The following is a 14114-nucleotide window of genomic DNA, read 5'->3' as shown; positions in this document are numbered from 1 at the left end:
TCATTTAATGTCTTTAAATGATCATTTGCCTTTCGAAAACGAAAATAATTATGCTCCTTAGGAATCGGCGACGAAAAGCTGGCCACCTGCCTCGCGAAGCAAGGTGGTCATTGCCGCCGGGGGCTCACGGTCGGTAAAGAGCAAGTCGATCTCGGCAATGCTTCCGACACGCACCATGGCGGCACGACCGAACTTAGTATGGTCCGAAACCATGAGGACGCGCCGCGAGTTCACGATAATTGCCTGAGTGACGCGCACCTCTCGATAATCATAATCCAAGAGAGTGCCGTCGAAATCGATTCCACTGATGCCGATGATGCCGAAATCCACCTTGAACTGGCGGATGAGATCAAGCGTCGCTTCCCCGACGATGCCGCGGTCGCGTGTGCGCACGACACCCCCCGCGACAATGACCTCGAAATCTTCCTTTTGCGCCAGGAGAGCCGCCACGTTCAGGTTGTTTGTTATCACCCGCAACTGACGATGACCGAGGAGCGCCTTGGCGACTTCTTCCGTCGTCGTGCCGATGTTTATGAAGAGCGACGCGGCGTCTGGAATCTGCGTCGCGGCCAAGCGAGCGATCGCCTGCTTTTCTTTTAAATGCAGAATCTGTCGAGCCGGATAGGCAATGTTCTCGATCGAGGAAGGCAACCCTGCGCCACCGTGATAGCGACGCAGCAGTCCCTGCCCGACAAGCGCATTGATGTCTCGGCGAATAGTCTGCGGCGTTACCGCAAATTGCTGCGATAAGTTCTCGATCGCGGCGAATCCGTCTCGCTGGACCAGATCGACAATGGCGCGATGCCGCTCCGCCTCACGATTGCCAGCTCTCGTCACAAGCCCTCTGCGGAATTGCTCCGTACTCGGCTGACCGCGTCGTGCCATCCCTTGAGATGGGCGACTCGCAGGTCCGTATCGAGTTCGGGATTGAACTGAGCGCCTCGCTGCCAGATCGCGGCAATGTCGGCCTTCGTCTCATAGACACCCGTCGCAAGGCCGGCCAGAAAAGCCGCACCCAGCGCCGTCGTCTCGGTGACCGCCGGGCGTTCGATCGTGCAGGCGCAATAATCGGCCAAGGATTGGCAGAGGCGATTATTAGCGACCATGCCCCCATCCACACGGATGACAAGAGGCGCATCTGCCCGTTGTCGCTCGAGCCCGGCGTGCCGGAGATCTTCCGCGAATGCCGCCGTAAGATCGGCGGTCTGATAGGCCACGGCATCCAAAGCAGCACGCACGAGGTGCCTTCCGTTCGTATCGCGCGTCAGACCAAAGATGGCGCCGCGCGCATCGGGGTCCCAGTAAGGCGCCCCAAGCCCCGTGAAGGCCGGAACCATGTAGACCCCGCCGCTATCTGGCAGGCTCCCGGCGATGGCCTCCGATTCGGCTGCGGTCCAGATCATCCGCAATTCGTCGCGCAGCCATTGCAAAGCCGCGCCTGCAACGAAGATCGAACCCTCAATAGCGAAGGTCGGCCGACCGTCGAGGCGATAGGCGACGGTCGTCAACAATCGATTGGTCGACCTAACGGCCTTGTCGCCGGTATTAAGGAGCGCGAAACATCCCGTCCCGTACGTGCTCTTGAGCATGCCGGGCTCGAAGCATGCCTGACCAAAAGTCGCCGCCTGCTGATCGCCAGCCACCCCAGCAATGGCAATGGCGCTGCCAAAGAGTTCGCGCTGGGTAAGGCCGAATTCACCGGCGCAGTCCACCACCTCCGGCAGGAGCGAGGGCGGAATGTTGAAAGCCTCGAGCAGGTCGTCGTCCCAGCACTGCCGCTCGATATCGAAAAGCATTGTCCGGGAGGCGTTGGTGGCATCGGTCTTGTGCACGCGACCGCTAGTGAAGCGCCAAAGAAGGAAGCTGTCGACGGTGCCAAAGGCCAACTCGCCCCGTTCTGCACGAGCTCTGGTGCCTTCGACATGATCGAGGATCCAGACAAGCTTGGTGGCGCAGAAATAAGGGTCGATCAGCAGACCAGTACGCTCTTGGACCAGAGGTTCCAGTCCCGACCGCTGCAATTGCCGACAGAACGCTGCTGTTCGCCGATCCTGCCATACAATGGCCTTGTGCACAGGCTCACCTGTCCGCCTGTCCCAGACCAGAGTTGTTTCGCGCTGATTGGTGATGCCGATTGCCGTAATGTCGGCGGCCTCCAGACCCGCACGCTGGATGGCCTTGCGGATGACGGCGACAGTGTCCGCCCAGATATGCTCGGGATCGTGCTCAACCATGCCGTCATGCGGATAGAACTGCTGCAGTTCCCGCTGTGCGCTGCCTACCAGCCTGGCCGCGCGATCGAAAATGATGGCTCGAGTGCTAGTCGTACCTTGGTCAAGCGCCAAGAGGTATGGCCCGCGCATTGCGGTCGCCGTCATCCACCAAGCTCCCTGACTGCGATTGATTTTCGTTTTCGAATTTTTTTTGGCACGACCCGAACGCAAAGGCCAGATACTTGGGGCGACTCTCCGTCAGCCGCACGACGATCCATCCCAGACCCTCTACTTTACAGCACCGAGAGCCAGACCGCTGACCAATCGTCTTTGCAGGAAGGCGAAGATCAATGCGACCGGAAGGGTCGAGAGCGTAGTCGCCGCCATGACCTGCTGCCATTCAATTCGATACGCTCCACCGACCAGCGTGAAGATGCGAAGCGGCAAGGTTGCCTGATCCCCTGAGCGCAACAAAGTGAGCGCGAGCGCAAATTCATTCCAACTGGCGATGAAAGTGAAGATGCAGGTCACTGCGAGGGCCGGTGCAGCCAGAGGCAAGAAGACCAACACAAGACTCTGGATGCGGCTGGCCCCATCGATCCAGGCAGCCTCTTCGATCTCACGAGGGATGGTCGCCATAAAAGATTGCAGCATCCAGATGGCGAAGGCGAGATTGAATGCAGCACCGGTCAAGATGAGCGCGAGCAGGGAATCGATGAGACCTAGCCCTGCAATAAATCGAAAGAGGCCGATCACCAGGACGATCGGCGAGAGCATCTGCGTGACCAACAGAAACTGACGATAAAGCTTGGAACCCGTGAATGTCAGACGGGCGGTAGCATAGGCCGCGGGGATGGCAAAGATAATGCAAAGCAACGTCTGACCAAAACCAACGATCAGACTGTTCAGGAGGGCACGACCAAAGCCTGTCGAGACCCACATGGCCGAAAGATTCTCGAACGCCAGTCTTGATGGTAGCCAGCGTGGCGGAAAGACGAAGATTTCGTCCGATGGCTTTAGTGCCGTGGAAACCATCACCACATAGGGAAACAATATGACAATGACCACAGGCGCCAAGAACAGCCAGCTCAGCACGGTACGACGTTGGCGTGAAGTCATTCTGCAGATTGGCTCCGCATCGCCATGCTGGCGTAAGCAACCGAAAAGACGAGTAGAATCAGCAGCATGACGATCGACATGGCAGCGGCGAGGTCGAGGCGGCCATATCGAAAGGCGAGTTTATAAAGATAAGTGACGAGGATGTCGGTCGAGTTGGCCGGATCTCCCTGCGTCAAGACCCAGATGATCGGAAACGAGTTGAAGACGTAGATGATATTCAAAACGATGGCCATGTTGATGAAAGGCTTGAGCAACGGCAGCGTGAGCGCACGAAAGCGCATAATTGCGCTGGCGCCGTCAACGCGCGCGGCTTCGTAAATCTCGCTCGGCAGGGAAGCGAGACCGCCCAAAAGGATGGTCACCGTAAAGGGCATCGAGACAAATATGCCAATAGCGATTTCGATCATGAATGCAGGCCTTGCCTGGGCCAACCACTCAACCGGCCCATCGATCAGGCCAAGATCGAAAAGCAGCGCATTCAGCATCCCGTATTGGCCGTTCAGGATCCAGCGCCAGACGACGGCGTTCATGGTGAGCGAAATGGCCCAGGGCAGCATAATAATTACCCGGGCCAAGCCTCTGCCGGCGAAGTCCTCCTGGAGGACCAGCGCTATCGGTAAGGATACCAAAATCGTGCCGGCGACGACGGAGGCCGTCCAAATCAAGGTACGCCAGAAGCTGGCAACAAAGATCGGGTCTGCCAACAATGCCGCAAAGTTGGCGAGACCGACAAAGCCGGTCGTCCGCCCGAAGCGATTGACGCTGTGAATCGACGTGACGGCGATATCGACGACCGGATAGCCGACTGTCCAAAGGGTCAGCACTATGCTCGGCAGGATCATGACGAAGGCCAAGAATCCGCTTACACCGGTATGGCGTCTCATCAGAGGATCACATCCTTTAGCGCTAGGGCTTGATCAATCCATCGATCTTGTCTGCCGCCGACTTGAGTGCGTCCTCCGGCTTAGCGTCACCCAGGTAGATTTGCTGCAAAGCGGCCATGGTCGCATCCGCCATCTCCTCCCAGTTGGGAATCAATGGAGCGAACCGTGCGCTGGGCAAAAGAGCAGTCAGTGCCTTCAGCCCTGGATCATTTGCAAATGTCGGATCGGCGGCTTCGGCCTTAGTGATAGGCAGAAATCCCTCTTTGAGCGTGAACTCAGTCCGCCATTTGGGGCTGAATGCCTGTTCCTCGAGAAACTTCCAGGCGACGTCCTTGTGCGAAGAATCCTTAAAGAGAACGATGCTGTCGGTAACACCGTAGGTCGCCGCGGTCGTCCCTTTGGGGATAGGAGCAATGCCATAGTTGAGCGTGGGCGCTTCTTTGGCGATCTGGCCTCGCATATAGGGCCCTGTGAAGATCATGGCCGCCCGGCCCTGCTTAAAAAGTGATTCGACGTCCTGGCGGTTGGCGCCTGTGGGCTCAGGCTGAGTTAAACCTTCGTCGATCAGTTCCTTGTAGAGCGTCGCAGCCTTGATCCCCGCTGGGCTGGCTATGCCACTCTTCCCATTTTCGATCAGATTGCCGCCCATCGTCCAGAGGGCATAGTACCAATAGACGTCGGTCTCGAGTTCCTTTCCTTGTAGTCCGAAAGCGTACGCGCCGCCGCTCTTGGCCTTGACGCTCTTGGCAGCGGCGAGAAAATCGTCCCAGGTTGCGGGTGGCCCATTGACGCCTGCCTTGGCCAGAAGATCCTTATTGTAGAACATCGATCTGACGGACGCCGCCACCGGCAGCCCATAGGTCTTGCCATTGATGACGGAAGGCTTGAGAAAATCGCCGATGAAGCGATCCTTGAATTCTTGGGTCATATAGGAATCGAGGGGTTCGGCCACATCCTGACTCGCATAGTCGAGGAGCCAGCGCGTGCCAACGATGGCGAGGTCAGGTGGCGTGCCGCCCGCGATATCTGTCGTCAGCCGCTGCTGGAGATTGTCCCAAGAAACGTCTTCAACTCTAATTTTCACGTCGGGATGCGCATGCTCGAAGTCTTTGGCCATTCCTTCGAAGATCGGCGCCGTGGCGTCACTATAGTGCGCGACAACGACCCTGATCTCGGTGGCGGCATGCGCGGTTCCGGCGGAGAGCGCCAACGCGCAGATTCCCGCTAGCAGCCAACCTTGGCGCAACCTCATCTGGACCTTCCCCCTCGTGACGATGATGGAGTAAGCATTGGCATCACCTTCTCAGGCGCGCAACCGCTTGCATCTTCGGCGACGTAGCTAGCAAAGAGCCTGCCGAGAAAGCTGAGCCGAGGCGACAATGATGCTAGGCGCGTAAGTCTTACGATGCTTCAGAGTGCCAATATTGATCAGGGCAGCTTCAGATCGATATCGATTGCCCGGATCGCGTCTTGTGAGATTATTGTGGTTCGATAACTACGGTATCTTGGGCTAACGACACGCGCATATCACCGGCCTCACGGTGGGCTGGAGGCATCAATGCGTCTGCCATCCGATCAAATACACAGGAACGAAGGCTCTTACTCGATCACCAGGGATGTGCACCTCGGCTTCGATGGAGAGCGTGGCACGCGTCGCCGCTTGAGCGCATCTGCCTGCAACGAGGCCATCGTGGTCTTAAGCTAGGCAGTCTGGTCACTGTCGCTGACCGCTGGCGTTGGCATCATCCATTCCTATCTGGCCTGAGGCGAACGTGGACCTGGAGCCGCAGGCCCGCAGTGGTCGAACAAGCGGCCCTGCGGAACGCAGCTCCACCAATAAAGGGGATAAGCCGCATCCCTTTTCGCGATTGCCTATTCGTCGCGTCGTGCGCGAATGAGCTCGGTCATTTTCGCGGCTGTCATCCCAGAATGACTCTGTCGATTCGGATGAACAATCGGCTACGCCCATGTCATCTGCTATTTCCTCATTGTCCGCTAGACAGGCCGAAACAGTCAGTGGGCGATGGCCGATGCCATGCCAACTAAAGCTGTGGCTGTTGTCAGCGCATCCACAGCGGAAGAAGGATGACGACCGACCAGCCTACGCTTTGTCTGTCCAGATGCTCTACGAGGAATGGAGAAGTCTGGTCGCCATGCATCCGTCGCGGCGATCAGTGGTTCGGCCAACCCATCCGCATGATGCAGATTTCCGTATCAAGATGACCGTCGCACCGTTTATGCCGCCGCTGGTACAGCCGGCGCCGCGGACGATTTTGAGAGGGCGGCGACGCGTTCAGGCCGAAAGCAAGAAGGAGGGCGGCGACGAGGGCAATGGCAGCGGCCTCATTGCACCGGTCACGGTCGCGGTACCCGGATCGATCAAGTCGTGTTCAACACGATGCGCAGTGACCCGGAAAGACCCTCACGCACACCCAAGCCGCCAGGGGTACGAGTCGATTTCACTCTCCATCGAGCTAACCTCTTCACACCAGCCGATGCCGAAACGACGGGCGATCAAATCCAGAAACATAATAATTATATATACAATAACTCCTTTAAAGATTCTATTAATCTCTCCGAGATACTTGACATAATCGACAATTAGTTTCGTAAGGGCCTTTACGAGGATGAGATCTTCTGGGTCATAGCTTACAATGCCTGAAAGTAGGGCACCGAAGATCGCATCAAAAAATAGCGCGAGCACGCTTCATTGACCCCCGGCATTTCTCACTTTACTCGACCACTCTGCATTTACGATCATCTGGCGCCACACAAGCACGTACTGTCGTGACGACCGAACGAGAAGTCGGATCTGACGATCTTGGCTGCAGCACTACATTTCATAGCGATACTCGCGGGCAAGACGCGCAAATTCCGGTACGGCAAGCTGCGCGGTTCGTGGACGGACCATACCGACTTTACAGGCCTATTTCGCGGGTGGCGCGGCAGCGGCGACGAACTCGAGCGTTGCTTCGACCGCGGCCAGGACGTGACTTGCGCTCTAGGGCCGGCGGTTGCCAAGTGCGTTTAGCCCCTCATCCCAGATCGCAAAAAGATGATGGCAACAAACACCGTCGACCGTTCCGGCTGTTTCGATAAGGATCTTTGCTTTTGCGCCACTGAGGATCCTGCGCAGCCGAACGCATCTGCCCGACCGACCGCGCCTTTCAAAGATCACGTCAGCACCCTGGATAAGGTGAATCATCGGCGCAGGTCGCACGCGGTTGTCCCTGCTATGAGTATCGGATCGTGACCGTGCGTTTTTATCGACGAGCCGTCCTCGCAGGATCACTCGTGACCTTGCTGCCGGAGCTTGGGAGATCCGCGACGCCCGAGCGGATCGTCGTGTTGGATTGGTCTCTCGCCGAGACCATCCTGGCCCTAGGCCGCCTGCCGCTTGGGATGGCGCAGCCGGCCGAATACAGCCATTGGGAAAATGTGCCACAGCTGCCTTCGGCAATCCTGGACGTGGGCCTGGCAACGCAGCCAAATCTCGAATTCATGCAGAGTCTGGAGCCTGATCTCATTCTCCTCGATGAGAGGCAATCAGCCAACCTTCGCCACCGCCTCGATCGAATCGCCAAGGTCGTATCGATCACCGTCTATAACGGTGATGGTCAGCCCTTAGCCGCCGCTGAAGAGGCGACGCGGACACTGGGCGGTCTCCTTGGCGCCGAGACGGCAGCACAAGCGCTTCTCGCGGATGTGCATGACATGGCGGCGGGCTGTCGAGCCCGATTGGACAGCGCTACTGGACAAAAAGTCCTTTGTGTCATTCCGCAGGATGAGCGCCACGTCTGGATCGCCGACCGAAATGGCCTCGTGTCGAACGTCATCGAGCGCCTGGGCCTTAAAAACGCATGGCACGGCTCATCCAGCCTTTGGGGGTTCACGCAGGTCGGCATCGAAGCGCTGGCAGCCTATGAGGACGCGCTCATGTTGATCGGCCGATTCACATCGAAGAGCGCCGATGAGATCGACTCTTCACCGATCTGGCGGGCATTGCCGCCCGTGCGTGCTGGTCGCACCGCCAGCCTGCCGCGTTTTTGGTATTTTGGCGCCATCCCAACTGCGATGCGCCTTATGCCGCTTATTACCGACGGCACTCTTTCCGCGAGACGAGGATGAGCGCACCGCCGATGGCCCCATATGCAGCCGAAGATCGCACTGGTCCTGGAATCCTGTTCGATATCGAGCGCGTGAACGTCGTGCTCGAACGACGGACCATCCTGTCGTCGGTTTCGCTTGCGATCAAGCGTGGCCAGGTTTTAGGACTAATTGGCCATAACGGATCCGGTAAATCGACACTCATCCGTCTGCTTGCCCGCCAATCACGGCCCACCGCTGGAAGCATACATTTTCTCAATCGAACGCTCGACGCCTGGGGTCATCGTGACTTCGCTCGCCAGGTAGCCTACCTGCCGCAGCTACCGCCGGCAGCCGGAGGCCTGCTCGGACGGGAACTCGTGGCCCTCGGTCGCTTTCCCTGGCATGGAGCGCTCGGGCGCTTTACGCTGGACGATCATCGCCACGTGGAGGACGCACTGGCGATGACGGATACGGCGATATTCGCCGATCGCGCTGTCGACACTCTCTCCGGTGGTGAGCGACAACGCGTGTGGCTGGCCATGCTGATGGCACAGAATGCCTCGGTGCTCCTTTTGGACGAGCCGACATCCGCGCTCGATCTTGCCCATCAGGTCGACGTGCTTACGCTTGTGCAGCGTCTTGCGCGCGAGCGTGGCCTTACGATCATCGTGGTTCTACACGAAATTAACATGGCGGCTCGATTCTGCGACCGCTTGGTAGCACTCCGAGCCGGTCGAATCATCGAGGACGACACCCCTCAGCGCCTTATGCGCTCGGTCACGCTGGAGCGAGTCTTCGGCTTGCCCATGGGCATAATTTCACATCCAGAAGGCGGCCATCCGATTGCGTACGTCCGCTAGATGAAAGACGTTCGAACGCACAACGGCGCTGCCCCTTCCGGTAAGGGTCCCACGCTGCTGCTGACGGCCCTTCTCTTTGCATCGGCGCTCGTCCTCACCCTCTGGTCGCTCTCAGTCCAGTTGCCGATTCGTCAATGGCCGGATGCCCTCGGCGGCAGTGACCCTGACATAGCCTCGATCGTCTGGCGCGAAGGAGCATTACCGAGACTAGCCGTCTCATGGCTGGCCGGACTCGCTCTTGGCGTAGCCGGAGCGCTCTTTCAGCAGGTCCTGCGCAATCCGCTAGCCGAACCATCGACACTCGGTGTCTCAGCCGGCGCCCAACTGGCCCTGGTCGTCGGCACCCTGCTCGCTCCCAACCTCATGAATCCTTGGGGTCGCGAGGTGACCGCATTTGCCGGTGCGGCTTTAGCACTCTTGCTGGTGCTATCCCTGGTGAGAGCACGCCTTCTCGCTACGACGACGCTTGTTCTGGCCGGGCTGATTGTAACCTTCTATGCCGGCTCGCTGTCGTCGCTACTGGTGATCTTCAATCATGATTATCTCCAGACGATTTTCATTTGGGGCTCAGGATCGCTAGTCCAGAATGGCTGGGATAACGTCCTCTATCTTCTCCCGAGCATCGCCGGCATCATTGGACTGATCGCGTTGATGCACCGTTCGCTCGCCCTTCTCGATCTCGGTGAGGAAGCAGCACGAGGCCTTGGACTGCACGTCGGCCGGATGCGATTGCTGGGTTTGGTTCTGGCGACAATACTAGCCTCCCTTACGGTCAGCGCCGTTGGGGTTGTGGGCTTTGTCGGCCTGGCCGCGCCGGCTCTCGTCCGGCAAACGGGCATTCGTCGCTTCAGCGCCCGGCTGGTTTGGTCGGCGATCGTAGGCTGTGTACTGCTGTGGCTCAGCGATCAGATCGTGCAAGCGGCTTTCGGCAGTGCGCGCGAACTTGTTCCAACCGGGGCAATGACGGCACTCCTTGGCGGTCCACTGCTGATCTACCTGATGCACCGCCTAAAAACCGTCGACATAAATCTGACGAACGCGGCCTCGACCGCGCAAAGCTATCGTGTGTACGGGCGCCCACTTCTTTGGCTCGCCAGCTTTCTACTGGTGCTGCTTCTCATCGCTCTTCTTGTCGGACGCGACAGCTCGGGTTGGCACTGGGCATCATCGGGCCAAATTGAGACGCTTCTGCCATGGCGCTGGCCGAGGGTGACAGCGGCCCTCGCCGCGGGACTGATGCTGGGCGTAACCGGCGCCCTTCTGCAACGGCTAACCGGCAATCCCATGGCTTCTCCGGAAGTACTGGGTTTATCCTCGGGCGTCGCCATCGGCATCGTCGTTCTTCTTACCCTGCCAATTGTTCCCTCGCGCCCTGCCCAACTCGGCGCGGGAGCGCTCGGCGGCTGCCTCGCCATGCTCTTGCTCTTGCTTCTGGGCCGGCGGTCGGACCTTGCACCCGAGCAAATGCTCCTGGGCGGCGTTGCCATAGGCACCGCGATGAGTGCGCTGACCTCCATCGCCATGGCGTCAGGCGACCCGCGTATGAGCGGTCTTCTCACCTGGCTCGCCGGCTCGACCTGGAGCGTGGATCCGCAAACAGCGCTGCTCGCAATCATCGCCGGCGTGGTCGGAACGGTTGGGGCGTTAGGAATGTGCCGCTGGCTCGACATTCTGCCGCTCGGGCCAGCGACCGCGCAAACGCTCGGTTTGCCACTTGTGCGCGCACGCCTCCTCCTCGTCGCTCTTGCCGCATTGCTGACGGCGACGGCGACGCTGCTGGTCGGCCCCTTGAGCTTCGTCGGCCTGATGGCACCGCACATGGCCCGCTTTCTGGGCGGCCGATTGGCTTGGCGCCATCTCTGTATGGCTGGCCTGCTCGGTGCTGCCATCATGGTAGCGGCCGATTGGCTCGGGCGGATGATCCTTTTTCCTTATGAAATTCCAGCCGGACTCGTCGCTACCCTTATCGGCACGCCGTACCTGCTATGGCTACTTCGACAGCGTTAAGGTCACCCGCTGTAGGGCACGGCCAGCACCGCCCTCGACCTTTGGACGGCCCCGCGAAGCCATCATCCTGCGCCCGTCGCTCAAATAAGAGTCGGAGTCTCGACGAGAAGGTCGACGGCTGACGATGATTGACGCGCCCATCCGCGCTCGTCGAGCATCGCCATCCCACCCCTTGTGCGCGAAACCACGAGACGTCGGATCGGGTTGCCGCTATGCCGGCCATCTCGTAAATCTCGCCGCCAGCCCCTGGAGCCGTCATTGGCGCCGAAATTCTCGGATCATCCTCTCATGCTCGATAAAACCTATAGGCCAAGCGAGGTCGAAAACCGGATCTATGACTCCTGGGAACGGAAGGGCTATTTTCGTCCTTCCGGCAAGCCGGGAGCTCCGACTTTCTGCATAGCATTGCCGCCGCCCAACGTTACCGGCAGCTTGCATATGGGGCATGCTCTCGACCACACGATCCAGGATGTCTTGATCCGCTTCCACAGGATGCGTGGGTTCAATACGCTGTGGCAGCCGGGCACCGACCATGCCGGCATCGCCACGCAGATGGTAGTTGAACGTGAGCTCGCGAAATCAGGGACAAATCTGTCCCGTCGAGAGATCGGCCGAGAAGCATTCGTCGAGAGGGTCTGGAACTGGAAATCGCAGTCGGGCGGCACGATCGTTCGACAAATGCGGCGACTTGGCCAGTCGGCCGACTGGAGCCGAGAGCGTTTTACCATGGACGACGGCCTTTCGGCCGCGGTTCGGCGCGCTTTCGTTACGCTCTATCGCGAAGGGCTGATCTACCGGGACAAACGCCTAGTCAATTGGGATTGCCAACTCCAGACCGCCGTGTCCGACATCGAGGTCCAACAGACAGAGGTGGACGGAAAGCTTTGGTATCTCAATTATCCGATCATCGAACTCCCGGGAACGTATGTCACGGTTGCCACGACGCGTCCGGAGACCATGCTCGGCGATTCAGGCGTGGCAGTCCATCCCGATGATGAACGCTACCGCGACCTGATCGGCTTGCACGTCGACCTTCCGCTTGTGGGTCGCCGGATCCCGATCGTCGCGGACGCCTATTCGGATCCCGAAAAAGGAACTGGCGCGGTGAAGATCACGCCGGCTCACGACTTCAACGATTTCGAGGTCGGTCGCCGACACAAGCTTGAACTCATCCCAATATTGGATGGCATGGGGCGCGTTAACGAAAACGGACCCGATAATTATAGGGATCTGGATCGTTTTGAGGCGCGCAAGAGGATTGTCCAAGACCTCGACGAGTTGGGGCTCCTCGTCAAAATCGAGCGGCATCGGCATGTCGTGCCGCATGGAGATCGCTCGGGTACGCCGCTTGAGCCATATCTTACCGATCAGTGGTATTGCGACGCTGCCAAGCTGGCGGTCGAAGCCATTGCTGCTGTCGAAGACGGGCGTACGGTGTTTGTTCCACGCGCGTGGGAAAACACCTACTTCGAATGGATGCGCAACATCCAGCCATGGTGCATATCGCGACAACTCTGGTGGGGCCACCAGATTCCCGCCTGGTTTGCCCCAGACGGTCAAATCTTCGTCGCAGAGAGTGAAGAGGAGGCATTCGCAGAGGCGCGTCGACAACTCGGCCCGGATGTGAAGCTCAAGCGCGACGAAGATGTCCTCGATACGTGGTTCTCGAGTGGCCTCTGGCCATTCTCGACGCTTGGCTGGCCCGAGCAGACTGCCGAGCTTGCGCAATTTTATCCCACGAATGTTTTGGTCACCGGATTCGACATCATCTTTTTCTGGGTGGCCCGCATGATGATGCTAGGGCTGAAATTCACGCGACAAGTTCCCTTTCGCACCGTCTACATGCACGGGCTCGTCCGCGACGAACGCGGTCAAAAAATGTCGAAGACGCGCGGCAATGTCGTCGACCCTCTCGAACTCGCCGATGAATTCGGCGCGGATGCGTTACGGCTGGCGCTGCTTGCCAGTACCGTCCAAGGCCGCGACGTAAATTTTGCGCCGAGCCGCGTCGAAGGCTACCGCAATTTCGTAACCAAGCTCTGGAACGCTGCCCGCTTCCTGGAGCTGAACGGCGCCAAGCTCAATGAGCAGGTCGACTTGACCGCCAATCAAAGTGCCATCAATCGCTGGATCGTCGGCGAAACCATGGAGATGGTCGACAAGGTTACGGCGTCGATCTCGGATTACCGCTTCAATGACGCGACGTTGAGTCTCTATCATTTCGTATGGGACACGTTCTGCGACTGGTATGTCGAACTCGCAAAACCTCTCCTGGCTGGTGACAATGACGAGATCAAAGCAGAGACGCGCGCTACCGCTTCATGGGTACTGGCACTCACTCTAAGATGCATGCACCCGTTCGCCCCCTACGTAACGGAAGAGCTTTGGGATCGCCTTTTTGGCGCTCCCGGCGGTATGCTCATTCAGTCGGAATGGCCGAGCGCCAGTGCCTCGCTTGTCGACCCGGAGGCTTCTCGCGAGCTGAACTGGGTCGTGCGTTTAGTCAGCGCGATCCGCTCTGCGCGAACAGAGATGAACGTGCCGGCAGGGGCTCGATTGAGACTGCTGGCCATCGGCACCGACGAAAAAACACGTTTGTGGCTTGAAGCAAACCAGGATGCGATTTTTCGCCTGGCCCGCATCGAATCCATTGAAGCGAACGTTCAGATATTGCCAGAGCGTGCGCTGGTCGTCGTCGTTGACGATGCGAGCTTCGCACTGCCTGTCGGCGACGTCGTCGATCTGGACCGGGAGCGTAGTCGTCTCGCCAAGGAAAAAGAGAAACTCGTCATCGAGATAACAAAGCTCAAGGGCCGCCTAGCCAACGAGGGCTTTCTCGCCAAGGCGTCAGCGGATACGATTGAGGAGCAGAGACGGCGCCTCGATGACATGCAAGCGACCTTCGAGCGCCTGAGCGAGGCGGAAAGAAGGATTGCCTAGTA

9 protein-coding genes are annotated in these 14114 nt (G+C 58.7%); 4 read left to right on the top strand and 5 right to left on the bottom strand.

Annotation, left to right across the window (positions count from 1 at the left end; all coding sequences use genetic code 11):
• Positions 1 to 57: 57 nt before the first annotated feature.
• The 5 genes from CFB17_RS09350 to CFB17_RS09330 all read right to left on the bottom strand — a co-directional run bounded on the left by CFB17_RS09350 (position 58) and on the right by CFB17_RS09330 (position 5468).
• Positions 58 to 837, bottom strand: a complete 780-nt coding sequence (locus CFB17_RS09350; protein ID WP_243389829.1) for a DeoR/GlpR family transcriptional regulator — start codon at positions 835 to 837, stop codon at positions 58 to 60.
• Positions 834 to 2378 (bottom strand): glycerol kinase GlpK, encoded by a 1545-nt coding sequence (gene glpK / locus CFB17_RS09345; protein WP_243389828.1) that lies wholly within the window; start codon positions 2376 to 2378, stop codon positions 834 to 836. Before glpK ends, CFB17_RS09350 begins: the two co-directional genes overlap by 4 nt.
• A gap of 123 nt (positions 2379 to 2501) precedes the next feature.
• Positions 2502 to 3332 (bottom strand): carbohydrate ABC transporter permease, encoded by an 831-nt coding sequence (locus tag CFB17_RS09340; RefSeq protein WP_088561261.1) that lies wholly within the window; start codon positions 3330 to 3332, stop codon positions 2502 to 2504.
• Positions 3329 to 4216 (bottom strand): carbohydrate ABC transporter permease, encoded by an 888-nt coding sequence (locus tag CFB17_RS09335; RefSeq protein ID WP_088561260.1) that lies wholly within the window; start codon positions 4214 to 4216, stop codon positions 3329 to 3331. The genes CFB17_RS09340 and CFB17_RS09335 overlap by 4 nt, the downstream gene beginning before the upstream one ends.
• A gap of 22 nt (positions 4217 to 4238) precedes the next feature.
• Positions 4239 to 5468: an ABC transporter substrate-binding protein gene (locus CFB17_RS09330; RefSeq protein WP_088561259.1), complete on the bottom strand. Its 1230-nt coding sequence runs from the start codon at positions 5466 to 5468 to the stop codon at positions 4239 to 4241.
• Positions 5469 to 7510: 2042 nt separating this feature from the next.
• Here CFB17_RS09330 and CFB17_RS09320 point away from each other — a divergent pair.
• The 4 genes from CFB17_RS09320 (at position 7511) to CFB17_RS09305 (ending at position 14112) form a co-directional block, all read left to right on the top strand.
• The gene (locus CFB17_RS09320; RefSeq protein WP_165769513.1) at positions 7511 to 8344 is read left to right on the top strand and encodes an ABC transporter substrate-binding protein; all 834 of its coding nucleotides are present in this window, start codon (positions 7511 to 7513) and stop codon (positions 8342 to 8344) included.
• Between the two features lie 11 nt (positions 8345 to 8355).
• On the top strand, positions 8356 to 9165 hold the full coding sequence (locus tag CFB17_RS09315; RefSeq protein ID WP_207761994.1) for an ATP-binding cassette domain-containing protein: 810 nt from the start codon (positions 8356 to 8358) through the stop codon (positions 9163 to 9165).
• Positions 9166 to 11172, top strand: a complete 2007-nt coding sequence (fhuB, locus tag CFB17_RS09310; protein ID WP_088561255.1) for a Fe(3+)-hydroxamate ABC transporter permease FhuB — start codon at positions 9166 to 9168, stop codon at positions 11170 to 11172.
• A 288-nt stretch (positions 11173 to 11460) separates the two neighbouring features.
• On the top strand, positions 11461 to 14112 hold the full coding sequence (locus tag CFB17_RS09305; RefSeq protein ID WP_088561254.1) for a valine--tRNA ligase: 2652 nt from the start codon (positions 11461 to 11463) through the stop codon (positions 14110 to 14112).
• Positions 14113 to 14114: the final 2 nt, after the last annotated feature.

The organism is Arboricoccus pini (assembly GCF_900187945.1).
GTDB lineage: Bacteria > Pseudomonadota > Alphaproteobacteria > Geminicoccales > Geminicoccaceae > Arboricoccus > Arboricoccus pini.
Note: the sequence above shows the minus strand (reverse complement) of the source record. Positions and strands in the feature narration are given on the sequence as shown.